The sequence below is a fragment of the Copranaerobaculum intestinale genome (genome assembly GCF_009831105.1).
GTDB lineage: Bacteria > Bacillota_I > Bacilli_A > Erysipelotrichales > Erysipelotrichaceae > Copranaerobaculum > Copranaerobaculum intestinale.
Genome location: NZ_WUUQ01000005.1, coordinates 36350 through 62795 on the forward strand (window position 1 = coordinate 36350; position 26446 = coordinate 62795).

Annotated in this window: 24 protein-coding genes and 2 tRNA genes; 19 read left to right on the forward strand and 7 right to left on the reverse strand. The window is 41.9% G+C overall.

The window, feature by feature from the left end:
- The first annotated feature begins 8 nt into the window (after positions 1-8).
- From GSF08_RS10090 to GSF08_RS10100, 3 genes are all read left to right on the forward strand, one after another.
- Positions 9-84: transfer RNA gene (locus tag GSF08_RS10090), tRNA-Glu, on the forward strand.
- 361 nt (positions 85-445) lie between these two features.
- On the forward strand, positions 446-859 hold the full coding sequence (locus GSF08_RS10095) for a DUF3788 domain-containing protein (protein WP_160625669.1): 414 nt from the start codon (positions 446-448) through the stop codon (positions 857-859).
- 388 nt (positions 860-1247) lie between these two features.
- A complete protein-coding gene (locus GSF08_RS10100; protein ID WP_160625670.1) occupies positions 1248-1853 on the forward strand; it encodes a flavodoxin family protein in 606 nt (201 codons plus the stop codon).
- 50 nt (positions 1854-1903) lie between these two features.
- On the opposite strand, the gene GSF08_RS10105 is transcribed toward GSF08_RS10100, so the two are convergent.
- The gene (locus GSF08_RS10105) at positions 1904-3523 is read right to left on the reverse strand and encodes a DUF1653 domain-containing protein (RefSeq protein ID WP_160625671.1); all 1620 of its coding nucleotides are present in this window, start codon (positions 3521-3523) and stop codon (positions 1904-1906) included.
- Positions 3524-3638: 115 nt separating this feature from the next.
- On the opposite strand from GSF08_RS10105, the gene GSF08_RS10110 reads away from it, so the two are divergent.
- Genes GSF08_RS10110 through GSF08_RS10120 form a run of 3 tightly spaced genes read left to right on the forward strand, consistent with a single transcriptional unit; the run spans position 3639 to position 5495 of the window.
- Positions 3639-3968, forward strand: coding sequence for a PadR family transcriptional regulator (locus GSF08_RS10110; RefSeq protein ID WP_160625672.1), 330 nt, complete (start codon positions 3639-3641; stop codon positions 3966-3968).
- Positions 3955-4569 carry a DUF1700 domain-containing protein gene (locus GSF08_RS10115; protein ID WP_160625673.1) on the forward strand — a complete coding sequence of 205 codons (615 nt, stop codon included), beginning with the start codon at positions 3955-3957 and terminating at the stop codon, positions 4567-4569. Before GSF08_RS10110 ends, GSF08_RS10115 begins: the two co-directional genes overlap by 14 nt.
- Positions 4566-5495, forward strand: coding sequence for a DUF4097 family beta strand repeat-containing protein (locus GSF08_RS10120; protein ID WP_160625674.1), 930 nt, complete (start codon positions 4566-4568; stop codon positions 5493-5495). The genes GSF08_RS10115 and GSF08_RS10120 overlap by 4 nt, the downstream gene beginning before the upstream one ends.
- A gap of 228 nt (positions 5496-5723) precedes the next feature.
- On the opposite strand, the gene GSF08_RS10125 is transcribed toward GSF08_RS10120, so the two are convergent.
- From GSF08_RS10125 to GSF08_RS10135, 3 genes are all read right to left on the reverse strand, one after another.
- Positions 5724-7025: a C39 family peptidase gene (locus GSF08_RS10125; protein ID WP_160625675.1), complete on the reverse strand. Its 1302-nt coding sequence runs from the start codon at positions 7023-7025 to the stop codon at positions 5724-5726.
- A gap of 325 nt (positions 7026-7350) precedes the next feature.
- Complete coding sequence (locus tag GSF08_RS10130; protein WP_160625676.1) at positions 7351-8016, reverse strand: hypothetical protein; 666 nt, start codon at positions 8014-8016, stop codon at positions 7351-7353.
- Entirely contained in the window at positions 8009-8380 is a 372-nt protein-coding gene (locus GSF08_RS10135) for a hypothetical protein (protein ID WP_160625677.1), read from the reverse strand. Before GSF08_RS10135 ends, GSF08_RS10130 begins: the two co-directional genes overlap by 8 nt.
- Before the next feature lie 637 nt (positions 8381-9017).
- On the opposite strand from GSF08_RS10135, the gene GSF08_RS10140 reads away from it, so the two are divergent.
- Positions 9018-10238: a fibronectin type III domain-containing protein gene (locus tag GSF08_RS10140; protein ID WP_160625678.1), complete on the forward strand. Its 1221-nt coding sequence runs from the start codon at positions 9018-9020 to the stop codon at positions 10236-10238.
- Between the two features lie 191 nt (positions 10239-10429).
- Here the strand turns inward: GSF08_RS10140 and GSF08_RS10145 are convergent.
- A tRNA-Leu gene (locus tag GSF08_RS10145) sits at positions 10430-10513 on the reverse strand.
- Between the two features lie 149 nt (positions 10514-10662).
- Between GSF08_RS10145 and GSF08_RS10150 the strand changes: the two genes are divergently transcribed.
- The 5 genes from GSF08_RS10150 (at position 10663) to GSF08_RS10170 (ending at position 17898) form a co-directional block, all read left to right on the forward strand.
- On the forward strand, positions 10663-11187 hold the full coding sequence (locus GSF08_RS10150) for a metallophosphoesterase family protein (RefSeq protein WP_160625679.1): 525 nt from the start codon (positions 10663-10665) through the stop codon (positions 11185-11187).
- A complete protein-coding gene (locus tag GSF08_RS10155) occupies positions 11180-12382 on the forward strand; it encodes a CinA family nicotinamide mononucleotide deamidase-related protein (RefSeq protein WP_160625680.1) in 1203 nt (400 codons plus the stop codon). Before GSF08_RS10150 ends, GSF08_RS10155 begins: the two co-directional genes overlap by 8 nt.
- Positions 12383-12463: 81 nt before the next feature.
- The gene (locus GSF08_RS10160) at positions 12464-13756 is read left to right on the forward strand and encodes an MFS transporter (protein ID WP_160625681.1); all 1293 of its coding nucleotides are present in this window, start codon (positions 12464-12466) and stop codon (positions 13754-13756) included.
- 89 nt (positions 13757-13845) lie between these two features.
- On the forward strand, positions 13846-16620 hold the full coding sequence (locus tag GSF08_RS10165) for a glucosaminidase domain-containing protein (protein WP_160625682.1): 2775 nt from the start codon (positions 13846-13848) through the stop codon (positions 16618-16620).
- Positions 16621-16827: 207 nt separating this feature from the next.
- Entirely contained in the window at positions 16828-17898 is a 1071-nt protein-coding gene (locus GSF08_RS10170) for a glycosyltransferase family 4 protein (protein ID WP_160625683.1), read from the forward strand.
- A gap of 134 nt (positions 17899-18032) precedes the next feature.
- On the opposite strand, the gene GSF08_RS10175 is transcribed toward GSF08_RS10170, so the two are convergent.
- A complete protein-coding gene (locus GSF08_RS10175) occupies positions 18033-18425 on the reverse strand; it encodes a (deoxy)nucleoside triphosphate pyrophosphohydrolase (RefSeq protein ID WP_160625684.1) in 393 nt (130 codons plus the stop codon).
- Positions 18426-18554: 129 nt separating this feature from the next.
- On the opposite strand from GSF08_RS10175, the gene GSF08_RS10180 reads away from it, so the two are divergent.
- Entirely contained in the window at positions 18555-19634 is a 1080-nt protein-coding gene (locus tag GSF08_RS10180; RefSeq protein ID WP_160625685.1) for an SEL1-like repeat protein, read from the forward strand.
- 82 nt (positions 19635-19716) lie between these two features.
- Positions 19717-19962: a hypothetical protein gene (locus GSF08_RS10185; protein ID WP_160625686.1), complete on the forward strand. Its 246-nt coding sequence runs from the start codon at positions 19717-19719 to the stop codon at positions 19960-19962.
- Here the strand turns inward: GSF08_RS10185 and dhaS are convergent.
- Positions 19959-20528: a dihydroxyacetone kinase transcriptional activator DhaS gene (gene dhaS, locus GSF08_RS10190; protein WP_160625687.1), complete on the reverse strand. Its 570-nt coding sequence runs from the start codon at positions 20526-20528 to the stop codon at positions 19959-19961. The genes GSF08_RS10185 and dhaS overlap by 4 nt on opposite strands.
- Positions 20529-20668: 140 nt before the next feature.
- Here dhaS and dinB point away from each other — a divergent pair, with 140 nt between their 5' ends.
- From dinB to GSF08_RS10215, 5 genes are all read left to right on the forward strand, one after another.
- Positions 20669-21916: a DNA polymerase IV gene (gene dinB / locus GSF08_RS10195; RefSeq protein WP_160625688.1), complete on the forward strand. Its 1248-nt coding sequence runs from the start codon at positions 20669-20671 to the stop codon at positions 21914-21916.
- A 112-nt stretch (positions 21917-22028) separates the two neighbouring features.
- Entirely contained in the window at positions 22029-23276 is a 1248-nt protein-coding gene (locus GSF08_RS10200) for an HD domain-containing phosphohydrolase (RefSeq protein WP_160625689.1), read from the forward strand.
- 66 nt (positions 23277-23342) lie between these two features.
- On the forward strand, positions 23343-23987 hold the full coding sequence (locus GSF08_RS10205; RefSeq protein WP_160625690.1) for a site-2 protease family protein: 645 nt from the start codon (positions 23343-23345) through the stop codon (positions 23985-23987).
- Positions 23988-24097: 110 nt separating this feature from the next.
- Entirely contained in the window at positions 24098-25006 is a 909-nt protein-coding gene (locus GSF08_RS10210) for a TIM44-like domain-containing protein (protein WP_160625691.1), read from the forward strand.
- 18 nt (positions 25007-25024) lie between these two features.
- On the forward strand, positions 25025-26311 hold the full coding sequence (locus GSF08_RS10215) for an SPFH domain-containing protein (RefSeq protein ID WP_160625692.1): 1287 nt from the start codon (positions 25025-25027) through the stop codon (positions 26309-26311).
- The last annotated feature ends 135 nt before the right edge of the window (positions 26312-26446 follow it).

The following is a 26446-nucleotide window of genomic DNA, read 5'->3' on the forward strand; positions in this document are numbered from 1 at the left end:
AAGCATTCGGCGCGTTGGAGAAACGGTTAACTCACATGCCTTTCACGCATGCATTCACGGGTTCAAATCCCGTACGCGTCACCATTTTACTTAAAAAAGCCTATTGTATAAATAGGCTTTTTTTGTTATGAAAACGTAATTGTGTTGGGAAAGAATAATCTATACCGATTGTGATAAAACCAGAATCAAAAAGATACAGAAAAAAAGCAGTATTCATTTCTGTTTGGTAATAAACAAAAGTAAAATCCTTGATCTTCTATTATATGAATAACGTTTATCAATTCGCTGGTTTGCTAATATTCATTTGGACTGTGTTATAATGAAGAAAAGTATATGTTTGATACTGAAAAGTATTCTGCGATACTGCACTACATGAAAGCATTTTATGAGATAGACATAGCATGTTTAACATCAGATAATTAATTGTATATAGGAGGCGCAAACAATGAATAATTGTGTTATGGATCAAGCCGAAATAAAAGAACTGCTGGGAGAAACTCTATATGAAGTTTGGAAAGAACTTTGTACACGTATTGAAGCCAAGTATGATATGGATAAGCAGTGGGGCCGCGGCGGGAAAAAATGGCGGTATGAATATAAATATCGCCGTGGCGGCAAGACACTTTGTTCACTGTGCATCAATCCAGATTGTCTTGGATTACTGATCGTTTTGGGCAAAAAGGAACGTGATACTTTTGAAGCAGAACAATTTGCGTATACCGCGGAAACAAGGGCATGTTATGAACAGACAGAAACTTATCATGACGGAAAATGGTTGATGCTGCTGCCTCATGATTCCTCACAATATGCGGATATTGATAAGCTGCTGAGAATTAAGCGGCGTCCAAATCGGAAATAAATATCGATTGACGCATGTTTCCTTTATAAATAAAAATAGGAAGGGATTATCATGAATGAGTTTTTTGTTCAGTTGATGCCGATGATTTTGATTCTTATTACCTACGGTATTTTAGAGTATATTTGTTATCGTATAGCTGTATATCAGCTGGACATGCGAGAGATATTGGGTTATTTTGACCGTACGACATGGTTAGTGTTGATTTTAGTTACAAATTAATTGGTTTACTGATATTTTTTGTAATGGAGAGTCAGCCGCCGCGGATTTAAAATTGATAAAAAATACTTACTTGATGAACGTTCATATTTATACAGCACAGAGCATCATGTAAGGGATATGATCATGCAGTATAAGAAGTACAAAGATACTTGAAAGGATCGGATGCGATATGAAAAAAATCTTAGTAGTAATCGGTGGCGGCCGGCCTCATGGGAATACAGCTAGGCTGACAGATGCATTTATTAATGGGGCAATAGATGCAGGGGCCGAGGTAGAATCATTATCATTGGTAAAAATGGAAGTTAAGGGTTGCTTAGGATGCAATGCTTGCCGCCATGGAAGATCTTGTGTGCAGCGTGATGATTTTCCGGAAATGATACCGAAAATCAAAGCCGCGGATATGATTGTTTTTGCTTCACCGCTTTATTTCTGGACTTTTTCATCCCGACTAAAGGCTTTTATTGAACGCTTTTACTGCATTGCGGAAGCTGATGAGAATCCCCCGCTTGGTCGATATGAGCGTTACCCAGCTAAGGACTGTGCTTTATTGATGACAGCCGCGGATAATTTTTTCTGGACTTTTGAACAGGCGGTATCCTATTATCAGTTTGCGATTGTAAACTATATTGGGTTTCATGACCGGGGTATGCTTTTGGCAGGCGGCTGCGGCAGCGCGGAAGGAAAACCGCGCATTGATGAAACCCCTTATCTGAAACAGGCTTATGCGTTTGGAATGCAAATCTGTTCCGATGAAAAGTCATGTATTAGTTTATAGCTTTTGAAATAGAAGCACGGATATGAAAAAGTCTCCGAAAGGAGACTTTTTCATTCTTCACAGACTGGTGTGAAGCGACTTTGTTTCTTACCATTAATTTCAATGATTTCATTAAACATAGCAAGCGGTCGAATCCACACACCGCCGTCTCCATACAGCTTTCGATAAACAACATAGTCTTCCAGTGTTTCGCTGTGTTTGGCAATCATCAGAACTTCATATTCTTTTCCTTTGAAATGACGATAACGTCCGGGCATTGGCAAAGCGGCATTCAGTAAATTGGTATCAACAGAAGCTTGATCGCCGGATTCTTCATGATTATGCGGCTCTCTTTCCATACATACGAGAATTAAAGAGCGTTTTGCCGGAATTGTAATATGAGCCGTCTGATTTTCAACACTGTATAAGGCATGATCATTTAATTCATCCATCAAAATATTTCCCTGAACATTCCATGCTGCTTCATAGGGCTGATCATTGAGATTGCAGGCTACATAAACGACATTATCCTTATAGGTGCGCTTAAAGATAAACTGTTCATTGCGCAGCAGCACTGTTTCATATTCATCACTGCGTAATGCTGACAGCTTCTGATGAAGCTTGGATAATGCCGCAATATGATCAGCTAGAGAAAGATCATAGGCGGAATTGTGAAGTTCCAAGCATGGTCTTAACAAAGCGTCACTATCCTTGCCTTTCCATCCTTCTATGCCCCATTCACTGCCGTAATAAATACTTGGAATGCCGGGCATGGTAAACAGCAGCGTATAAACATTGAATAAATCTTGTTTATTTGATAGTGCTGAGGCTAATCGATTCACATCGTGATTATCGCTGAAATTATACAGCTTTAAGTGTTTGTAGATACCTTGCGGACCAAACTGCCGATTCATAGAATGGGCGATTTCAAAGTAATTGCGGGTGTTGTGGGCGGAATATAATCCTTTATAGCACTCATAGTTGGTAACACTGTCCAGCATTTCTCCATTTGCCCAACGATTATAATCACCATGAATAATTTCGCCCATCAGCCAAAAATCAGCTTTTCGGCTTTTGCAGTGCCGCCGCAGCTGTTTAAAGAAATCGAAATCAATGCAGTTCGCGGCATCTAGCCGCAGCCCGTCAATATCAAAGGTATCGATCCACATCATAATGGTATCCATTAGATAGCTTACGACTTCTGGATTGTTCAGATTTAGCTTTACCAACTCCCAATGTCCTTCCCAGTTTTCATATACGAACGGATCCTGATAAGGACTGATCTCATGAAAATGCAGGTTATAGAACCAATTACAGTAGGCAGACTGTTCTTGATGCTTTATAACGTCCTGAAATGCCCAGAAATCCCGACCGACATGATTAAACACTCCATCCAAAACAACTCGGATGCCTTCCTCATGAAGCGCTTTGCATACATTTATAAAATCCTCGTTAGTGCCAAGCCGCGGATCGATGGTTCTGAAATCGCTGGTATCATAACCATGAGAGGAAGAAGCAAACAGCGGTCCTAGGTAAACAGCGGTTATAGACAGCTCTTTTAGATGAGGTATCCAATCACGAATTTTCAGAATACGATGTTCATTCACATGATTTTCCTGACGAAGCTCACATCCGCATAAACCCAGCGGATATATATGATAAAAAACTGCTGAATCAAACCAATTTTCCATATTGAATACTCCTTCTGTTATGCTCCTAGTATAGCATGCTTTCAGGAATAAGTTACATTCCTAGTTGACAGATAATATTATACAGCATATAATATTGTTGAAGAAAGGTGATATTATGACATTTCAGATAGGATCCACACTGCTTGACGCATGTGTACTGGCGATTCTTCATCAGGAAGACGCGTATGGATACAAGCTTACTCAGGAAGTAAAGGATGTTCTAAGCGTCAGTGAATCAACGCTGTATCCGGTGCTGCGCAGGCTTTTGAAGGAAGGCATGCTGGAAACATATGATCAAGAGCATATGGGAAGAAATCGACGCTATTATCGTTTGACCGGAAATGGCAAGGATCAATACCAATTTTATGTGAAAGAATGGAAAACGTTTCGGGAAACAATTGATTCACTATTGGAGAAGGAGGATGAAGCGGATGACACGTTGTGAATATATAGTACAGCTGCAGCAGCGGCTGTCCGGTCTGTCTGAAGCAGAAATTGCGGACGCGCTTGCTTACTGCAATGAATATTTTGATGAAGCAGGCGAGGAAAATGAACAGCAGGCGATCAATGATCTTGGTACACCGGCTAAATTTGCGGCACAATTAAGGGCAGATGCTGTTTTAAAATCACAGGATTCAAAAGACGCGCAGGCATGTGCAGATAAGCAAAATAAACATTCATTGAAAAATCTATGGATGTTAATTCTGGGGGTATGTGCATTGCCGATTGCTTTACCGCTGGGAGCTGCGTTGATTCTTTTGATTTTCTCAATGATGCTTGTTGTATTCTGTGTGATTTTTGCACTTTTCATCGCGATCGTTGGTTTCTTGGCAGCAGGCGGTGTAAGCTTTGCATCGGGTATCTACAATTTCTCACAGGCTCCTGGTAATTCCTTGATTGCTTTGGGATTGGGCTGTGCTTCAATCGGGTTATCACTTCTGGGAATCCTTTTGACGATTTATTTATCCCGTAAGGGTATTCCGGAGCTTACCCGCATGGTCAGCCGTCTGTATCAGCGTTTTCGCAGAAAGGAGACAATGGAATGAAAAAGTACAAAATCATTGGTATGATCTCTGCAAGTCTGATCACGCTGGGAATCGTGTTAATTTTTGCAGGCTACGCCAACGGAGGAAGTCTTTACCATAATGCGTTTGGATTTTATTCTAAAAATGGATATTTCTTCGGTATAAATTTTAATGGTGATGTGGAACAGCAGATATCAAAAAAGACTAAAACATACACATATAAAAATTTAAACAGCATGGAAATATCCATGGAAATCGGAAAGGTGCAGGTATTGATCGGTGATGATGATACATTCGAGATTGACTGCATAAACATTCCTGAAAAGTATATTCACCAGAAACAAAACGGCGGAGCTTTGGAATTTGAAGTAACCTCTGCTCATTTAAATTTCAGCAATCCCAAATATCAAATTATCGTAACCATTCCTAAGAATGCAAATTTAACGAATCTGGATATCAGTTCTGATACCGGCAGCATAGAAGCAGATAGTTTGAAAGCAGAGCATATGGAGCTTTCAAGCGATACCGGAACGATAGAGGTGAAAGCTTTGCAGGCGGCGGCATTATCTTTATCAAACGATACCGGTACTGTTAAAATCGGATCCATTCAAGCGAATTCGCTGGATATGGATGTGGATACAGGCAAAGCTGATATCGACAAACTGGATTGTGCGGTTTTAAAAGTAGACAGCGATACCGGAACCGTGAAAATAAATGGAATTACTGCGAAACAGATAACGCTGGATAATGACACCGGAAAGATCGAATGTCAGATTATCGGTAAACAGGAATCTTACAGCTATGATATTAAGAATGATATAGGTAAAGTAAATTTTGGTTCTCAGCACTTTGGAACGGATTCCAGCGAATCCAACCGTGATCATGGAGCAAATCTCATTACCATTTCCAATGATGTTGGTTCAGTTACGGTTCACTTTACAAAGTGAATGCAGCAAATAGCATAATTTCATAACTATCATAAAATGACTGTGGGACTTATTTCATTTTACTGAAAGAGCATACTCAAATAATACGTCAAAAAGAGGACATGTCCTATTTAAACAAATTAAAATTTTCTTACAATCATATCCTTATGCTTGATGCTTTTATAAACGTAAATTTAAGATATTTCATGAAGTAAAAACACTGCTGATTTTCAGCAGTGTTTCCTGTTTTTATGGCCGTATCGCGACTGCGTAATGGCGTCGATTATATTCTCTGGCAAAATTCTCACTGGATACGAGGATCTGTCTGCCTCCCCATGGATCGTTCACAATGATATCACCGGTGATTTTATTGTAGCCAACCATTAACATCACATGCATATTTACCGGGATTTCACCATTCCAGCACCATGCGGTCGGCCAGGCAAAGCCATATGTCGCATAAATGACAACCGGATTGCCTGCGTTGATTTCAGCCTTCAGCTGTTCAACACTGGAACCGCTTATATTGGCAACTCCGGCATGATATGTTTGGCCGAATGCGGATAAGGCGTCCGGTGCGATCCAATGTGCGACATTACGCGGATACAGAGTGAAAATATCCAATACAAAACCGGTGTGCGGATCATTTGTCTTTGGCACCGCATTCGCAATATCACGCAGCGACATGCCGCGATTGATTCCGAAATGCTGTAACCCCATTAACAGGGACGCTACTTCACAGCCATTATGAACATTGATACTCTGATCGATAAGCGGCACATTAGGAATTATAACATTGGCGGCCTGAATTGCTTCATTTTCTTTACGCAGCCTTTCTGATTCAGCGAGAGCACGAGCTACTGCCGCTTGGCGCTCAGCTTCAATTCGCTGCCGCTCCTGTTCTTCCAAGTAATCCAGCTTCTGTTGTATTTCTGTTACTTTCCCCATATAGCCTTCTGCGATATCTCGCTGCGGCAATGTCTTCAGTATTTCCTTTAAAGCATTAAAATCATCAGTATTGATATCCTCTTTCACTACGTTATCGGCATAAAAGGATTGAACCAAGGATTCAAGATCGATTAATGCCTGTCGCTGATGTACGGCAAGATCAAACATTTCCTTTAATACACTTTGAAATCCTGGCTCCAGCTTATTAAATTTGGTTCTCATTGTTTCAATATTCTCATCAGTTGTATCACTTTTCAATACCGAATTTGGCAGATAGGACATGATAAGATCGCGAATTTCAAGAAAGGAATCGATATGCCGCAGCCGTTTCTTATATGTTTGTTTCTTGATGTCATCATTCTCCAACTGGTCAACTGCTTTCTTGGCAGTTTCGACCTTCTGCTTTGTTACATGTAGTTTGATAAGCTTTTGTTCCTTATCGGTGAAGAGTGAAGCGAATGCTTTCTTTGCGGCCATTTGATGATCTGCTCTTTCTTTTGCTTCTACTTCTTTTATATTTTTGTAAAAGAAAAAAGCCCCTGTACCGCATACCCCTATACATACTGCCAGACTGATAATCAAAAGAATTTTCTTCTGTTTCATATAATCCACCTCTATTATTATTATGATAACATATTTTATTACGTTATAGATGTAAGGTTTTATGAAAACATTAAGACTATTTCGGTGTTTAGCGTGCAATGAATGATACTGTAAAACGAATACTAAAATTTCATATAGTAAAACAGTAGTGCTGTCTAATAAATTTTCAAAAAATCTGAGAATATCGGTATGATTACTTAATTGTTATCATTCCAACTCTCATTAATTATATACGTTCTCTAATTAACAAAACCTTTAGGCATAACAAGCAAAAGAGGCTGCCATATGAGCCTCTTATTTCCAATTATAAATCATACTGTTTTTATCAATACGATACTGTATAGAAAGTGTTCGGGTTTGGATTATATGTATAATAAATTTGTGCATATTCTCCTGTTGAATACGCGAAGACAGAATATGGCTTTCCACGATAAACTGCCGTTCCAGTTATCGCACCTGTATATTGTGTTTTTAAAGCTTCACTTAAAATTCCAACTCTTCCATCATCATTAAAGGTTTGAAACGTAATTATACCACCAGTTGCGGGATAAGGTTCCTTTGCAAAGAAACTATATCCGCTGAATCTCCAACCCTTACCACTAAAATAGTTTGATCGATACGTTGTTCCTTTTTTTATTTCCAACATCTTGGTAGGAGGTGTAGATCCTCTTGCCATAATAAAGCTTGGATTTGTAATAATTTCTTTACCCAATAATTCCTCTTTTATTTCACCTACTGTTTTCGCTTTTTCATCAGTTTGACTACTAACAGTTGAAATAATATTGCCTTCCAAATCTAAAATAGTTGCTTCACCGTGAAGATATCCTCCATTCGGCATTTCTAAAACTAAATCAGAATCATCCAGTTCTTGAAAATAATCTTCTAAGTATGATTTTGTATATATGTTACTAACATCTTTTTCATTTGCAGATATTTTAATAGGTGTGATTAAGCATAAGAATATAATACTTAGTAAAATTTTTTTACTCATAAATTTCTCCTTCACTCAGTAACTCTTTTTTTGTTTCTTCGACTGTTTTTGCCTTTGGATCTGTTTCGCTATTATAAGTTGAAATTGCATTGCCCTTTGAATCTAAAATTGTTGCTTCACCGTGAAGATATCCTCCACCAGGTAGTTTAAGAACCTTATCGGAAGGTTTTAAATCCTGAAAGTATTGATTTAAAAATTCTTCACTATAAAACGGATTGCTTTTATCTTCTACGATTTTAGTTTTAGCTTTAACATTAATAACATTATTACTAGTATCACCATTCAGAAACTTAATAGACTGAAATAAAGAAGCACAACAAATTATCAACAGAATTGATGCTGTGAATTTTTTGAACGTTACCATTATCTAGTTCCCCCTTTCTATGATTTCATTCGATTAATTGAACATATAAATTATAAAATGTAAAAGATTTATCCCTCCTTTTCCAATCATTATCAAACGTAATATTCTTGATAATTTGATTATTTATCTCAAATATACTTAAATCATTATCTTATTTATATATTATTTGAAACTAAGAATGCTCTACTGATATTTGATTATTAAAATGCATTTATAAATTTTTGTTCTTTTATAATATTAGTATATAAGAGGTGAATTTTATTGTCAAGAAAATATATATTTTTATTTTAGAAGAGGTTTGAATATATATGAAAGTGTATTATTTGAAGTAAAAGATGACTAAACAGATTATTAACTAGATGTACAGCGTGCAGTGAACGATACTACAATACAAATTCTGAAACCTCATATAGTAAAAAAACTGTACAATTTGTGCTTGGATAATTTGAAATTAGAATTTGGTTCTCATCAGATTGAACATATCATATCTATTTTCCATATTTGTATATTAAAACTTATCATTTTTTAAGCACATTCATTTAAATGCCGGTTTTGATTTCCGCTATGCCAACACCTGATATTTTATGTCCCATATACTAAAATTGAGACATTGTCTCATTTTGAAAGGAGGATAATCATGATGGAACAAAAGAATGAAAGCATCGATGGTACAGCCATTACAGTTGCCCCAAGCAACGTTACAGCTGTTGCGATAGATGCAGGAAATGTTTTAATTACATGGTCTTCTGTTTTATCGGCGGCTGGTTATCACGTATTTCGCGGCACCACATCGGATGGCCCGTATCAGTTTGTGCAGGAAACAACCTCATTAGCGCTTGTGGATACTGGATTGGCAGCTAATACCACGTATTATTATCGGATAACTGCTTATGATGCAGACGGGGATGGTCCTATGTCAGAACCGGCAATTGTGACTACTGCCGCTTCCGATGTACCGCAAAACCTGATTGCGGCTGCTAATGGATCCACTACGATCAATACAACTTGGGATCCAATCGCAAACGCATCTCGCTATCATGTATATCGCAGTACAACAGCGGTCGGTCCATATGTATTGATCGGGATCACAACCACAACATCTTATACAAATGTAGGATTGATTCCCAATACAACCTACTATTATCGGGTAACTGCTGTTGTCAATGAAGTTGAAAGTGCGCAAAGTAATACTGCATCTGCGACAACAGATGCGGATATACCAGTGCCGACAAATGTCGCTGCGATGTCAGTGAGTTCAACCCAGATTATAACAACATGGGATGCCGTGCCGAATGCCACAGCGTATTCTGTTTATCGAAGTACGTCACCGAATGGTACGTATCAGCTGGTTGGAACAACGGCTGATCTAACGTATATGGATAGCGGACTCACTCCCAATACCACATATTATTATCGAGTTGCAGCGACCGTTGACGGTGTTCTAGGAAATGCAAGTGCTTATGCGGCCGCAACTACGCATCCATTATCACCTACGCCATCTGCCCCGACAAATGTACAGTTACAGGCATTGAGCTGCGCGGAAATCCTTATTACTTGGGAAGCGTCTGCCGGCGCCGATGGATATTATATTTATCGAAGTAATGCTGCAGGAGGTCCTTATCAATTAATAGGTAATACAGCTGACACTGCTTATGTTGATGCGCCGCTGTCACCTTCAACCGTGTATTATTACTTTATACAGGCATATACGCAAGATCAATTTAGTCCCCAGAGTGCATCTGTTGGTACTTCTACACCATCATGTGAATCACCAGTTCCGCCATGCCGGCCTTGCTGCTGTCCGTGCTGCGGCTGTGATCCATGCGGTTGTTTAAGCAGGATCCAGAAAAAATGCTAGAAAGAAAATGGAGAAATGTCCGGGTTTTATCCCGGACGTTTTTTTATGTGAAACTTTTCATTTAGAGTGAAGCATAAATAAATACGCTGCTTTTCACAACGAAAGCAGTAAGTATCATGGATAAAAACATAAATCGCTTATGTATCAAAAAAGCCGTGAAGCTAATTCACTTTCACGACTCATATCCTATATGGTGCGGGCGACAGGACTCGAACCTGCACACCGAAGGCAATAGATCCTAAGTCTATCGTGTCTGCCAATTTCACCACGCCCGCATTGCCATAATATTATAGCACACTTCAGTCATTTTTCAATCCTAGATTTTCTGACATTGAAATTTATAAATATACCTATATATATTATGAATTTGGGCATTGAAAATGCAGGTAAAATGATATAATAAAAGTTAGATGCGGAGGCGCTTATGCAAATTGTGGTGATAAGTGATACTCATGGTGAATGGAACCGAGCCAGACAGGTATTTGATGCCTATCCCAATGCCGATGTATTTATTCATTGCGGTGATATCGGATATGATCCGAAGGACTTGCCACCGTGCTGTTATGTAAAAGGGAATCACGATATCAGTCAGCCGTTTCCGCCTCGGCGGATTCTTCATGAAGCTGGTTATACGATGCTTGTTACACACGGTCAGTGTTATGAGCAGGAAGTGCTGGAAAGAATTGTCATCCGCAAAGGAATGCATTATGAAGAGATGCAGCGGGAATTGGTACAGATATTGGAGGATCGGCTGTGTCTGGAAGCTGAGAAATACGGTTGTCAGATTGTTCTTTACGGTCATACACATGTTGCATCAATCAGTCAGCGAAAGGGAGTGTGGCTGATCAATCCCGGTTCTCTTGCTTATGGGGAATCGGGATGTACTTATGCGGTTATAGAGTTGGGTGAGGATGTTAAAGCAGAAATAAGAAAGATCAAGGGTGAATAAGAAGATGAATGCGGAAATTATTTGTGTGGGGACAGAGCTGTTGCTGGGGGATATTGTCAATACCAATGCTCAGTATATCGCCAGGCAGTTAGCCGGACTGGGTATCGATGTTTTTTACCAAAGTGTGGTTGGAGATAATGAAAAGCGGCTTTTAGAGCATCTGGAACGGGTCATCGAGCGCTGTGATATTTTGATTATGACCGGTGGCTTGGGTCCTACGAAGGATGATATGACAAAAGAGGCAGTTGCACAGTTTTTTGATGCACCGCTGATTTTCAATCAAGTTGCCTTTGATAATATGGATAAGCGGGTGCGAGCCTTTACTCATCAGGGACCATCGCATAGCAATCAGAAACAGGCCTATGTGCCGAAGGGTGCGATCATTTTACAGAATGCGCATGGAACTGCTCCGGGATTTATCCTGAAAACGCGGAAGAAAGTAATTGTCGTGCTTCCGGGACCGCCGAAAGAGATGAAACCGATGTTTGATAAGCAGGTAGTACCGTATCTGCGGCAGCTTTCAGATAAAATTCTAGTATCAAAAACCTTGTATATGTTTGGCATCAGCGAGGCGAAAGTAAACGATCTATGTGCGGATTTGATGGACAGTAAAAATCCTACCCTGGCGCCATATGCAAAAGAAAACGGTGTAGAACTGCGGCTGACCGGTGCTGCCCGCAATGAGGAAAAGGCGGTCCGCATGATGGAGCCGATGCTGAAGGAATTGTATCGGCGGCTTGGAACATTTATTTACAGCGGCAGCGGCCGTACCCTGGAAGAAGTAGCGGTTCATAATTTATTACATAAACGGCAGCGGCTGGCAGTCATCGAGGGTGCTACCCGCGGTCATCTCATCTATAAGCTGGCACAGGTTGAAGGCATGCGTAAAGTGCTGTCCTTTAATCGTGTTGCGGTTACCGAGGAACAATTCCGGCAGTTTCACTATGCTAATAATTATGTTTCTGACAGCTACGTGCGATTGCTGGCCGAGCAGTTTTTTTGGCAGCTAGGATGTGTCAGTGTCGTTACCTCGCTCAGTGAACTGGATGAGATAGGAAAGCGTCATATCTACACCGCAATCTGCTGTGATGAAGGATGCTTTAGCGCGCATATCGAAGTATTTGGTGATGAGACCGAAATCATCAACCGGGTTTGTAATCATGCCTTGAATTTACTGAGACTTCATATTTCCTAGGAAATGTAAAAATTTCATGAATTACCGTACAGATTTCCGATTATTTGATATGATACATATAAGAAAAGATGAGGGTACGATATGTTTACGAAAATCTTAACAAAACTCGGCTTCACCAAAGAAGAGACTAGCTGGATTCTTTACGATGTCGGAAATTCTGCCCAGGTGCTGATGACGATGACCGTTCTGTTTCCGCTCTTAATCAATCGTATTACACCGGGTGACAGCAGTGTTTATGTCGGTTGGGCGAACGCTATATACGGTGCTATATTAGCCGTTTTGTCCCCTGTGCTGGGAACGGTCGCCGACTATCAGGGACAGAAAAAACGCTTATTTCGCATTTTCCTTTATATCGGTATTATTGCCGGCTTTGCTTTGGCACTTCCATTTATCGGTTATCAGGCCGCAATCGTTATCTTTATCATAGCGATGATCGGATATAATGGTTCCATTATATTCTATGATGCATTTTTAGTGGATGTTACATCGGATGATCGGGTAAATAAAGTATCCTCTGCCGGCTATGCGTGGGGCTATATCGGTTCTGTCCTGCCATTTTTAATCTTTATAATACCTTTCGCGGCCGTTACCTTGTTCGGTGATGAAAATGGAACATTGATGCTGGGAAGCTTCGCTCTGACATATCGGTTAGCGGTTGGCATCTCAATGGGTCTGAGTGTTTTCTGGTGGTTCGCATATTCTCGTCCGCTGCTGAAGAATGTTCATCAGCGCCAGTATCATGAGCCGACCAAGCATATTGTCAAGGATTCCTTTTTACGGCTGTTCAACACGTTTAAAAATATCAAAGCAAACCGTAATATCTTTCTATTCTGCATATCCTATTTCTTTTACATTGACTGTGTAAATACTGTTATCAAGATGGCTGTATCACTTGCAACGGATATGGGAGTATCTGATATCATGAGCCTGGCAGTAGTGATCGCCATTCAATTTATCGCTTTTCCAAGTGCAATCTACTTTGGCCGGCTGGTCGATCGTTTCGGTTCAAAATGTATGATCTATGCCGGTATCGTCGGTTACTTCTTTATCATTGCATTCGGTGCTATGATTCCGTCTAATGTGAATTTGATCTGGGTGGTCGGCGTGCTGGTGGGGCTGTTTCAGGGAGGTATTCAATCGGTATCCCGTTCGTACTTCACGCTATTGATTCCGGCCAAGGAGGATGCTAATGAATACTTCGGCTTCTTCTCTGTATTCTCAAAATTTTCAGCGATTTTGGGACCGATCGCGGTATCCCTTGTTATCACCCTATCCGGCAATACTTCCTATGGTATTCTGGGGTTGATTCCGATGATGATAATCGGCGGTATCGTATTGATATTTGTCAAGGATCCAAAACCAAATCAGGAGTAAGAAACCGCCGATGCGGTTTTTTCTTTCCATGTGATGTTTCCTGTCAGAATATGGTATGATAAGTAACATAAAAAGGAGGACTGTAAATTATGAAAAAGGTCTACCTTGGGCTATTGAGCTTGTTACTGGCGTGCGGGGTTATCATACCGGGTCAGATGTTACAGGTATCGGCAGTTTCCGCTAAAGATATCGCAAATGATGAGTTATATCATATCGTGGATCATCGAAGTGATGGGACAGCAGTTGACAAGAAACAGACCGCTTCCTTAAAGAATGCGGAGGAACTGTATGAGGATGCTTTGAAGACCTCACGCAATCCGGCCATTTATTATCAGGGAAAGATACTGAAGATTCAATACGGTATCGTAACCTTTAAACGTGAAGCAACCTGTGCCTATAATGTCAACTACACCAATGTGATGAATGGTGAAGCCGGTTATACGAATGCGTGCTATGGTGCTGATGCGGCATATATCAGCAGTGGCGAAGATTATCAGACTGCCGCTTTTTTGATCTCCGGTGTCGGCGGACGGGCGGTTATGGACGATGTGGAAATTTTGCCGTTGGAACAGGTGAAGCAGCTTTCTGCTTATGAGGTCATCGAGGGGGAGCTGTATCATCACATCAAAACCTCACTTTCCTCAAAGGGTTACGGAAATACGGTCGTACTGGATCAGGCCCCGGATTATCTAAAGGCAGATAAGGTGTATTACAGCTATGACGGGCATTCCTTTTATACAAAATCAAAGCTTACGGATATGATTGATGATATACGAAATGGAACGGATGAGCATGCCGTCAATGCCGGTAATCCTTATTATAATTATTATCAATATCTGCCGCATCGCTCCGTTACTGCTTATACATCCAAAGCGATTACGAATTATTTAAAAGACGATCAGGGACTGAAAAAGGAAATCCGCGGTTATATGGATATGGATGGTGATGGTCTCCATGATATATGGACACAATCCTTATTGGCAGACAGTGCTGTGCCGTTTTTAGAGTATCAGAATATGTATGGCGCCAATGCCTTGATGATGATGGCTTTGGCAATGAATGAAAGCGGCATGGGACGAAGCAGTATCAGTTATCAGAAAAATAATCTATTCGGTCATGCGGCGTTTGATTCATCAGCGCAGGAAAGCGCGTCTCGTTATGATAAAGTTTCGCAGAGCATTTATTCCCATGCCAGAAATTATATTTCTAAATCCTATTTGAATCCAAAGCAGTATATGTATCATGGCGGATTCTTTGGGGATAAACAAAGCGGAATGAATGTATCCTATGCCTCAGATCCATATTGGGGAGAGAAAGCTGCGTCTTATATGTACCGAATGGATCGTTCCATGGGTTTTCAGGATCGAAGCCGTTATACCTTAGGCATTCATACAAACTTTGAAAATGTTGCCGTCTATGCATCACCAAAAGCAAAAGCAAAAACGCTGTATGAAACCAAGGCGATCAGCAGTATGTCCTTTTCGATTATTAAAACGGTCAAGAATAAGGCGGGAACCTGGTATCAGATTCAGACCGATCCGATTGTAAGTGCGCGAAAGGGAAATGCGGAAGCCTATAATTTTTCAGACAACATCGGCTATATCAAAGCAGCGGATATTGCAGTATTATTGAAAAGTGAGAAAAACCCTACCCATACCTTCTATGACATCACATTTGACGGAAAAGGCGGTACCTTTGAGGACGGCAGTAAAAAGATCCAGCTGTCGGTACAAAAGGGAACGGTTCCGGCAGTTGATGCGCCGGTAAAGAAAAATATGCTGTTTACCGGGTGGAAAGAAACCTTGAGCAGTGCTGCGAAAAAGAAAACATATCATGCGAAGTATCAAAAGATCAAAAAAATAGAATGGATTACAAAGCCAAAGGCTTCCTATATCATCGGGGATCAGTTAGATGTGACGGCTGGTAAAGTAAAGCTGACCTTCGCTGATAAATCCACTATAAATATTTCTGTTACTCCGGATATGGTATCCGATTATCATCTGGATAAGGCAGGTAAGCAGAAGGTAACGGTAAAAGTCGGCGGTGTATCTATATCCTATTCCATTCAGGTACGAAAAAAGGATGCAAAGAAAGAAGCGATTGATCAATCTATAACTGCCATGATTGAAACCTATCATAGCAAAGTTATGCTGAATGAAGATGCCAAAAAGGCTATTTTGAAAGTTAAAAAACAAGTACAGGAGTATGGAAAACAATTCTTTACGATCACCGATATCCGTTCGATGGATAAATTGTTTCAACGAGCCCTCGGTGATAATCTGAAAGTAACTTTGAAAACCTTTGATAAACGGATCAGCGTATCGGGTCTGTCATTACTATCGAATATAAAAGCAAATGATAAAAATGAAATTGTATTCACCATTTCAGATAAGGGAGACGCTGATGCGAAAGACCTGATCAGTGAGCTTGCGAAAGCCAATCATGTCCAGGTCGACAATTATCGTTTTATTGATATATCGGACAATGGGAAAGCAATAAAAGCCTTGGATACGCAGGTAGTTGTGTCCCTTCCAAAACCGGATGACACGAAGCAGACAGATCAGTATGAGGTATTGTTTAGCAATGGTCAAGATGTTGTGAAAATGCCGGTCATGCAAACAAAAAACAAGGTTGTCTTTAAGCTTGACCGCACCGGAACGTTTGCGCTGGTTCATCGCAGCGATATTGCCGTTACTGCGGTGGATGATGTCAAAGAGGTAACGACAACTGATGAGGAAAGCATACCTTGGATGATGATACTTGCGATTGGTGCCGGAATATTGGCAGTAATGATGATCCTGGTCATTCTGTTTATGAGACTGCGCCGCAAAAAAGGGAAAAAGCATCAAGTGAATCATCACTAAAAACGATTATCGGTAATTAATTTAGAGTAATATTTATATCAAAAATATGAGGGTGGTTAAGATGTGACTGCCCTTTTTTATGGAAGCAGCTTCATTTTGCTGTTAACTGCGTTTCCGATTGACAAAGTAATCAGTTGATTGTATTATTGTATTAGATAATTAATACAATAATACAAATGTAATACACAGTGAGACAGGAGAAGCAAAATGGAAAAAATAAAAATTAATATGCTTTCAAGTGCCGATAAAATAGACGGTCAAGGAGTTGGAAGTGCTTATCTGGAACAAGTAAGACTGATCAAAGAGGGGGCAGCGGAACTGTTTACAGTTACTCTTAACGGTTCTAAAAAGTGTGATATTCTGCATCTTCACACGGTTGAACCGAGGAACTACGTCAAAATGAAAATGAGCCATGCGGCCAGTGTCTGCTATGTCCATTTCCTACCGGATACACTGGATGGAAGCATTGATCTGCCAATGCCAATCTTTAAATTATTTAAAAAGTATGTAATTTCTTTATATAGGTATGCAGATTATCTGATTGTAGTAAATCCTATTTTCATACATGCCCTGGAAAATCATGGAATCCCGCGTAAGAAGCTGGTGTATATTCCTAATTATGTTTCCAAAGAAGCGTTTTACCAAAAACCGCGATGTGAAGTTCGTGCTTTGAGAAATGCGTATGATATTGATGAGAATGCTTTTGTGGTGATCGGCGTTGGGCAGGTGCAGACTCGTAAGGGAGTACTGGACTTTGTTGAAACAGCGCGATGCTTGCCGGATATCACCTTTATTTGGTGCGGGGGATTTTCTTTTGGGCGGATAACGGACGGGTATGAAAAACTGAAAAAAATTATGGAAAACCCTCCGCAAAACGTGAAATTTTTAGGTATTGTGCCGCGCGCCAAGATGAACGAGCTTTACAATATTGCCGATGTTTTATTTATGCCGTCTTATAATGAATTGTTTCCCATGGCGATTTTAGAAGCGGTAAATCTGCATCTTCCGTTGGTGCTGCGCGATCTTGATCTTTATGAAGACATTCTTTTTCATAAATATTTAAGCGGTAAGAAGAATGAAACCTTTGTTTCACAAATTCGCAGCTTAAAGGAGAATGCGGAGGTTTATGCGCAAAGTATTAGATGGTCAGAGGAAATCAGTGAATTTTATTCGAAAGAAAATGTTTTAAATATGTGGATCACTTTTTATAAAAGGGTATATCGGGAACATAAACAGAAACTGGAAATAAAGAATTCCCGATCTATTAAGAAAGAATAGGGAATGTAAGGATCATTATCAAATATTATTAATGATTGATTGATGGATAAAGTGATCCTTTCAATAATCATTCTTGTTTATATTTTTAGCTTATTGTTTACCAAGCAGCTCATATAATTAAACCGCTGAAAATCTCAGCGGTTTTGTTTAGATTGAATTTTTTGAATAATTGCCCGATCGGCTTTCTGAAATCCATAATCGTTTAGTTCATCTGCCGAAACCCATTGCATTTCCTTGTGAACATGCAGGGTTGGCTGTCCCCTGAGGATTCTGCAGCGATAGGCATGGACATGAAGCAGGGTATCATCGAATGCATCCTCCACCGTTGTCAAATATTCAAGGATCTCCACGTCAACATCCAGTTCTTCTTTTAATTCGCGCTTCACCGCATCCTCGCGGCTTTCTTTGGGCTCTACTTTCCCGCCGGGGAATTCCCATATATCTTCATGAATGCCTTTTCCCCGTTTGGCGATGAGATAGACGTTTCCCTGTTCAATCGCGCCGCATACCACTTCGATTTCTTTCATGCTGTTCACCTCACAGGTATTGTAAAACGATTTTCCTTTTTCAGCAATCAAAATCGAGTCTTGGGTATTGATACCTGGATCGGTAAAATTTCTGATATAATAGGGGTGACAAGACCGGGAGGTGACAGCATGGAATGGGAACACTATCGGGAAGCAGTTCAGGAAGAGGACTGGCAGGAGGCATTGCGGCTTTTAAAACAGGATGATGATCTGCCAAGAGATGAACTGTATTATCAAATGGGTTGGATATATGTTCAGTGCGGCGATTTGCAGAAAGCTCTGCATCAGTTTTATCAGGCGGTTTCGGCAGGGCGTGATGACGGAGAGATCAATTATCAGATCGGCAGTATTTTGAATATGCAGTCACAATGTCGAAATGCGGTTATGTTTTTGGAGGAAGCTATCCACAAAGGCAAGGATGATGAAGTAACCAACAGTGAATTAGGGTTGGCCTTGAAGCGGATCGGCAAGACACAGCAGGCAAACCGCACATTGAAAAAAGCTATTCAGATGTATCGCAGCCATATGCAAAATCACCATACCGATTTGGATATGATTTCTCGAATTGCTTATCTCTATGGGGAAATGGGAGAATGGCGGTCACAGCTCGAATATCTGCAGATGGCGAAGGATGCGGGCCGTGATGATTTGTGGCTGAAGCTGTCTTCGGCGGAGGCATGCATGAAGCTGAAAGAATATCACGCTGCCTTTGATGAATACCGGGATGCGGCAAGAGCCGGCGATATGAACGCGCAGTTTCAGTTGGCGCAGATGTATCGCAAAGGTATTGGCACCGATAAAAACAGCGGTAAAGCGCTCATCTGGCTGGAACGGGCCTATGCTTCCAATCACCCTAAGGCTGCGGAAGAATTGTCCATGATGTATTTTTATGGGGAAGGTATTCCCGCAGATAAGCAGATGGCCTTTACCTGGCTGGAGCGAAGCCGTGAAAGCAGTGATCCCAATATGCTTTGCGAGATCGGTAAACAATTCTATCAGGGACTGGGGATCGACCGCAATCTGGCAACGGCAATTCTGTATTTTGAACAGGCGGCGGCGCTCGATCAGCCGGAAGCTCAGTATTACTTGGCCCGCATGTATGATGAGGGTGAAGGATTTGTTCAGGACCGTGAACGTGCCTTGTACTGGTATCGCCGTGCTGCGGAAAACGGAAATCGCATCGCCGTGCAAATCTTATCAACTCGGTAAGTACGCTTTTTAGACAGAAGAAATGATTTGTATATAGCATATTTCCTACTTTCTTTTACAATAGGAGGTGGATAAGAGGCAGGTGAAGGCAATGAGCGTCGATCGTAAAATAAAAAAAGCAATCATGGAGATTGCTTTGAATCCGCTTTTGAATCATCGTGATAAGAATCGAAAGCGCACCGCCCGCAATGTGATGGAACTGGGGCTTTCGCTGCGGGTTCGTCCAATGGAAATACAAGAGTATGACCGCCTGTATGAGGAACTGCTGATCCTATTACTCAGTGCAGATAAAGACACTATCTTGGAGTGGATGCTGGATCACTTTTAGCGGGAAACCTGCTCCCGATATTTGCGGTAAGCGATTTTTTCTGTATCCTCAACCAGCTTTTCCAGCTGCTCGGCCAGCTGTTCCGGAGTTGATTTCATACCCTCATAAATCCAACTGATAATACAGCCGCTGACTCCATAGGCATAGAAGCGGGCGTAAAATTCTTTATCCTTGGCATCCAAATGATGTTCGCTATCCAGGTCTTCAATAGCCTGTAAGAAAACCGTAGTGGTCAAGTTCTGCAAATATCCCTGAAGATATACTTCTTCACTGCGGATCGTCCGGATATAAAAGGCTTCATCCGCTTTCATAATTTTAAATAAGGAAAGCAGGTGTTCATTCCAATTTTCGAAGGTTACGCCGTCAATTGTCGGGATGACTGCTTCCTGATAATAAATCCAGTTTAACAGTTCATATTTATCCTGAAAATGGTAATAGAAGGTCTGTCGGTTCAGTCCGCACTGGCCGGCGATATCCGAAACACTGATCTTTGAAAAATCTTTTTTTAAGAGCAGGGTCTTGAATCCCTGGGCGATTGCCTGCTTGGTAATTTTTGACTCGGGCATGCTCCTTCACTCCTTTATGTACCCCATTATACGTCTTTTTTGAAAGCAAGCAAAGGAGAATGTTTCCAGAGCGGTAATTATTACCGCTGTTTTTTTATTTCGGACTGCCGTATATATGAGGTACAGGTGGTGGTTAAAACGTGGAACGGGCGATTTTACATTGTGATTTGAATAATTTTTACTGCAGTGTAGAGCTTGTGAAGCATCCAAGGCTCAAAGGGAAACCGGTAGTAGTAGCAGGAGATATTACCAAGCGTCACGGCATTATTCTGGCAAAATCCTATGAAGCGAAAGCATATGGCATCACAACCGGAGATGCGCTGTATGAAGCGTATGAAAAATGTCCGGATCTGATTGCGGTCGATGCGCATTTTGAGGATTATTTATATTACTCACAGCGGGTAAAAGCGATCTATGAACGCTACAGTGATCAGATTGAATCGTATGGTATCGATGAATGCTGGATCGATGTAACCGGTTCTCTGTCCTATTTTGGATGTGATGCGAACATACTGGCTGATCGTATCCGAAAGCAGGTGTTTGAGGAACTGGGATTGACCATTTCGGTCGGGGTATCTTGGAATAAGGTATTTGCGAAGCTGGGCAGTGATTATCAGAAACCGTATGCGACCACGGTTATCAGCAAGGATAACTATCAGCAGCTGGTATGGAGACTCCCGGCACAGGATCTTTTATTTGTCGGACGATCCAGTGCAGAGAAATTATATCGGCAGGGAATCTATACCATCGGTGATATTGCTCGTAATGAAGCTTCGCTTATGAAGCAGCTGTTAGGTAAGGCAGGTGAGATGCTGTGGGCTTTTGCCCGCGGCATGGATGTGTCTAAGGTGGCGCTGTCAGATTATATGCGGGAAATTAAGAGCGTCGGCAATTCGATTACTACGGTACGGGATATTTATACGGAAGAAGAAGCAAAGCTGGTTTTTTATGTTCTGTGTGAATCAGTAGCTGAACGTTTGAAGCGGCAGGGACTGGAAGGCCGCACGATCTGTATCTATCTGCGCAGCTGGGATCTTCATTCCTTTACCCGACAGGTGACGCTGGATGATCCAACCGATATCTGTGAGGAAATCATGGAACAGGTAATGATGTTACTGCACCGTCATTATGCGTTCAAGGAACCGCTGCGTTCAATCGGCTTGCAGGTTACGCAGCTGAAAACCAAACAGCGTCCGGTACAGCTGACCTTGATCGGCGATCAAAAACGGCGCAGCCGCAGCCGTACCATCGATCAGGTGATGGCGGCAGTTCGGGAACGCTATGGACATGCCAGCATTAAACGCTGCAGTATGCTTCTGGAACCGGAGTTAACTGCCTTTGATCCGCTTCATGAACATATCATCCATCCGGAAATATTCATTCGCTGAACAGGACGGCAGCTCGGAAATTATCTCGGACAAGGATAATCCTTTTCAAAATGGGTTCCTGCCGTTATAATAGAAAGCGGATAAGCACTTATCAAAAGTGAGGAATACAGCCGTGAAACTGATCGATGATCAAAATGTTATGTATATTGTCCGCAATGTGCTGGACGCCGTGGATAATCGCTTGGTAGCGCACGGCGAACGGGTCGCTTACCTAGTCTGGAAAATCATGGCCTTTGAAGGCCGGCTGCCCAAGGAGATCCGCATTGCGAGCGAACTGGCGCTGATGCATGACATCGGTGCTTTTAAGACGGATGAAATCGATTCGATGCTGACATTTGATTGCGGTGCCTCATGGGATCATGCAATCTATGGCTATGTGTTTTTGAAATATCTTTCACCGCTGGAAATGTATGCTGATTGTGTTCTTTATCATCATCTGCCATATGAAAAGCTCGCGGGTGTATCGTGCAGTCATCCTTATATTACTTCTTTGATCCATTTGTGTGACCGCATTGATGTGCTATCCCGCAGCGCGGAAGGCGTGACAAAGGAAAAGCTGGCGAGCTATCCTAAGGGGGAGTTTGATGAGCAACGAATCCGCAGCTTCTTCAAGCTTGAGGAAGCGGAGCAGATTCTGCGTAAATTGAGTGAGGGAACCTATCAAGAGGAAAATAACCGGCATTTTCAAAGGTTTAGATTCAGCGAAGAAACAAAAGTGAAGTATCTGGAAATGCTTGCTTACTCCATTGATTTCAACAGTGAACATATGGTGCTTCATACCATTATGACCGTAGCGCTCAGCGTTGAGATCGCCCGCTTTATGGGACTGCCCGACAATGATGTAGAAAAGATCAAATACGGAAGTCTGCTTCACGATATCGGAAAAGTAAAAATACCGATGTCAATTTTGGAGAAAGCAGGGTCACTAAATGATGAAGAAATGAAAGTCATGCGTAATCACGTTGTTTACAGTGAAGAAATATTGAGCGATTATCTTCCCAGGGATATTTATTTGATCGCTGTACGCCATCATGAAAAGCTGAATGGCAGAGGCTATCCGCATGGGTTATGCGCCGATGATCTGACGATATCTGAGCGGATTGTTGCGATCGCCGACATCACCAGCGCGCTGTTAGGCAAGCGCAGCTATAAAGAGAAGATGTCACAGGAGAAAACGCTGCACATTCTGCATCAAATGGGTGAGCAGGGAGAGCTGGATATTGATATCATCAATTTTTTGGAGGAATATCAGAATGTGATTTTCAAGCGAGCCAGTGCCAGCGGGGATCATGTATATATGCTGTATCAGGAAATGCTAGAAGAATATCATAGACTCATACAGGAAGTTGCCCGGATTTGAGGTTTATCAAAAAGCGAGTGTGTGGTATACTGATACTACTTGTATGAAGCATACAGGAGGTTTGTTATGAATGATTTAAGTCTTGATAATCTGATCTATCTGCTGCCCGCAGTACTGATCGCACTGTCGCTGCATGAATTTGCCCACGGTTGGGTTTCTTATAAATTGGGAGATCCGACTCCCAAAGCGGAAGGGCGGCTGACCTTGAATCCGCTTCGCCATATTGATCCGTTTGGCACTGTATCCTTATTATTATTTGGATTTGGATGGGCAAAACCGGTCATGGTGAACCCACAGTATTACAAGGACCGCAAGTCAGGTATGATATGGACTGCCGTAGCCGGACCGCTGATGAATTTTTTTGTAGCTTTCATCTGCATGATGATCGCAGGCTTGATTTTAAAATTGTTTATGTATTCCAGTAATGATATTGTCCAATATCTCTATGTATTGATGCTGATTACGGCTCAGTTGAATATCGGTCTCGGTATTTTTAACCTGATTCCGATTCCGCCGCTGGATGGCTCTAAAATCTTGGCCGGGATGCTTCCGGAGGATCTGTATTTTAAATTGATGCAGTATGAGAATATCATCGGTATATTACTGCTGGTGGTACTGTATGCCGGAATCCTGAACGGTCCGCTGTATCATGCCCGCAGTCTGATCTTTGAAAGCTTCCGTAATGTTTCCTATATGCTATTTGGGATTTAAGGACATGGCCGCCGCTGGCGGTCTTTCTTTTTGCCGGCATTTTCAGTTTTTAGCAGTAGTATTTTGGTTTGGGACTTTGTATAATAGACATAGTAAGAAAGGGTGAACCTATGAGTAAATCACATAAAAAATGGTGGGTGATTCTGGCATGTCTGCTGGTTGCGGTAATGGTTGTCTGTGTTACCAAGCCGGCCTTTGCCATGGATGTAGGAAACAGTTTTTCCGGAGGAGGAGGTTCTTCGTCCGGCGGATCATTCAGCGGTGGCGGCAGCTACAGCGGCGGAGGATCGTTTGACGGCTTTGGCTTGTTTTTATTGCTGAGTCATCCTTCTGGGATTATTGGACTGATTATCATTGTAGCACTGTTTCTGCTGATCGGGAAAAGCAAGGCGAAAAACAGCGGAACGGGAACGAATATCCCCTATGCGAATCAGTTTTCCAGTAATTCCGGGATCAATGAAGATGCCGTGATTTCTAAAATTCAAAATATTGATCCGGACTTTTCCGCAGAGAATTTCAAAAGCTATGCCAGTGAGGTTTACCTGAGTGTGCAGGAGGCTTGGGAAAAACGAGAATGGCAGACGGTGCGGCCATTTGAAAGCAATAATCTGTTCAATGTGCATAATCGTCAGCTGCAGGAATATATCGATCAGCAAAAAACCGATCATTTGGATATGCAGAATGTTCGTGATATAAAGCTGGCAGAATTTCGGGTTGACGGAAGCCGGGAGATATTAACGGTAAAGTTAGATGCGAGTCTTCTGGACTATGTAACTGATGACAATACCGGCAAAGTGCTGGAGGGAAGCAAAACCGTCTATCAGCATCGCAGCTATTGTCTGGAATTTATCCGCGCGGCTGGGGTGAAAACCAATGCGGCGAAGGATATGACAGTGACAAACTGTCCAAACTGCGGTGCCCCGACGCAGGTGACATCGAGCGGTATGTGTGAATACTGCAAGTCGGTCATCACCACCGGAGATTTTGGATGGGTACTGAACAAATACGCCAAATGGTAGAAAGGCAGGTAAACATATATGGGTTTAATTAAAGCAGCGTCCGCTGCGGCCAAAACGACGATGGCCGATCAGTGGCTGGAGTACTTCTATTGTGATTCTCTTTCTAATGATGTGCTGGTTCGCAAGGGGATCAAGCGGGTAGAGAAGGGAAGCAACTACAAGGGCAGTGAAAATATCATCACCAACGGATCAGGCATTGCGGTCAACGAGGGTCAGGCGATGCTGATTATCGAAGACGGCAAGGTCGTTGACTTTACCGTGGAGCCGGGACGGTTCACCTGGGATGCTTCCAGTGAGCCAAGCATGTTTGACAATGGCTGGAAGGGTTTGAAGGATTCGTTTAAAATCTTCGGCAAACGTTTTACTATGGGTGGAGATGCCGGCAAGGATCAGCGAGTATATTTCATCAACCTGAAAGAAATTTTTGATAATAAATTTGGCAGCGGCACGCCGATGCCGTATCGCGATCCGACATATCGCGGTATCTATATCCGCTATTTCGGACAGTATACCTTTAAGATCGTTGATCCGATTGTGTTCTTCTCGAACATTACCGGCAATGTCAGCGATGCTTATACGAAGGATGAATTGTTGGAGCAGTGCGACATGGAGTTTGTCAATGCGCTCGATACCGCGTTAAGCAAATGCTCTGATGAAGGCTATCAGTATAATGATCTGCCGAAAAAGCAGCGCGAAATTGCGCAGTTCATGAATGATACGCTGGATGAAGAATGGCGTTCCCGCCGCGGTATGGTGGTGGAATCGGTGGCGATTGCCAAAGTGACGCCGGATGATGCGTCCCGTAAGCGTATGGAAAACATCGATGATTCTATTATGATGTCTGATGCCCGTATTGCCAGCGGACGTATGGCCAGTGCGCAGGCAACTGCCATGGAAAACGCCGCCAGCAATGACGCCGGGGCATTTACCGGATTTTTAGGAATGGGAATGGCTGCCAATGCCGGCAACAATATGGCTGGTTCAATGCTTCAGGGCATGCAGTCACAGGAGAATAATCCGTTATTTAGCGGATCGACCCCCAAATCTGCAAATGGCTGGACCTGCGAATGCGGTCAGTCTAATGAAGGTAAGTTCTGCAGTTCTTGTGGAAAGCCGAAACCGGTAGCAAAAACGTGGAAATGTGAATGCGGACATGAGAACACCGGGAAATTCTGCAGTGAATGCGGAAAGCCTAAGCCAGCACAAAAGGGATTTACCTGTTCCAATGAAGAATGCGGCTATACATCGGATGCGGATATGAAATATTGTCCGAACTGCGGTGCCCCAAATAAGAATCAAAAATAAAAAGCTCGTCAGAGCTTTTCCTTAATTCAAAAATGAACCGCACCACAAAGGTGCGGCTTTTTTATATAATAAAGGAGCTCACCCGACGAAAAGGAGCTCCCAGATGAATTATAAACAATTAGATGATAAAAAGAA

Excerpts from the sequence above, each read along its gene's own strand:
- GSF08_RS10095 (WP_160625669.1), top strand. The coding sequence starts at position 446 with ATGAATAATTGTGTTATGGATCAAGCCGAAATAAAAGAACTGCTGGGA.
- GSF08_RS10100 (WP_160625670.1), top strand. The coding sequence starts at position 1,248 with ATGAAAAAAATCTTAGTAGTAATCGGTGGCGGCCGGCCTCATGGGAAT.
- GSF08_RS10105 (WP_160625671.1), bottom strand. The coding sequence starts at position 3,523 with ATGGAAAATTGGTTTGATTCAGCAGTTTTTTATCATATATATCCGCTG.
- GSF08_RS10110 (WP_160625672.1), top strand. The coding sequence starts at position 3,639 with ATGACATTTCAGATAGGATCCACACTGCTTGACGCATGTGTACTGGCG.
- GSF08_RS10115 (WP_160625673.1), top strand. The coding sequence starts at position 3,955 with ATGACACGTTGTGAATATATAGTACAGCTGCAGCAGCGGCTGTCCGGT.
- GSF08_RS10120 (WP_160625674.1), top strand. The coding sequence starts at position 4,566 with ATGAAAAAGTACAAAATCATTGGTATGATCTCTGCAAGTCTGATCACG.
- GSF08_RS10125 (WP_160625675.1), bottom strand. The coding sequence starts at position 7,025 with ATGAAACAGAAGAAAATTCTTTTGATTATCAGTCTGGCAGTATGTATA.
- GSF08_RS10130 (WP_160625676.1), bottom strand. The coding sequence starts at position 8,016 with ATGAGTAAAAAAATTTTACTAAGTATTATATTCTTATGCTTAATCACA.
- GSF08_RS10135 (WP_160625677.1), bottom strand. The coding sequence starts at position 8,380 with ATGGTAACGTTCAAAAAATTCACAGCATCAATTCTGTTGATAATTTGT.
- GSF08_RS10140 (WP_160625678.1), top strand. The coding sequence starts at position 9,018 with ATGATGGAACAAAAGAATGAAAGCATCGATGGTACAGCCATTACAGTT.
- GSF08_RS10150 (WP_160625679.1), top strand. The coding sequence starts at position 10,663 with ATGCAAATTGTGGTGATAAGTGATACTCATGGTGAATGGAACCGAGCC.
- GSF08_RS10160 (WP_160625681.1), top strand. The coding sequence starts at position 12,464 with ATGTTTACGAAAATCTTAACAAAACTCGGCTTCACCAAAGAAGAGACT.
- GSF08_RS10165 (WP_160625682.1), top strand. The coding sequence starts at position 13,846 with ATGAAAAAGGTCTACCTTGGGCTATTGAGCTTGTTACTGGCGTGCGGG.
- GSF08_RS10170 (WP_160625683.1), top strand. The coding sequence starts at position 16,828 with ATGGAAAAAATAAAAATTAATATGCTTTCAAGTGCCGATAAAATAGAC.
- GSF08_RS10175 (WP_160625684.1), bottom strand. The coding sequence starts at position 18,425 with ATGAAAGAAATCGAAGTGGTATGCGGCGCGATTGAACAGGGAAACGTC.
- GSF08_RS10180 (WP_160625685.1), top strand. The coding sequence starts at position 18,555 with ATGGAATGGGAACACTATCGGGAAGCAGTTCAGGAAGAGGACTGGCAG.
- dhaS (WP_160625687.1), bottom strand. The coding sequence starts at position 20,528 with ATGCCCGAGTCAAAAATTACCAAGCAGGCAATCGCCCAGGGATTCAAG.
- GSF08_RS10205 (WP_160625690.1), top strand. The coding sequence starts at position 23,343 with ATGAATGATTTAAGTCTTGATAATCTGATCTATCTGCTGCCCGCAGTA.
- GSF08_RS10210 (WP_160625691.1), top strand. The coding sequence starts at position 24,098 with ATGAGTAAATCACATAAAAAATGGTGGGTGATTCTGGCATGTCTGCTG.
- GSF08_RS10215 (WP_160625692.1), top strand. The coding sequence starts at position 25,025 with ATGGGTTTAATTAAAGCAGCGTCCGCTGCGGCCAAAACGACGATGGCC.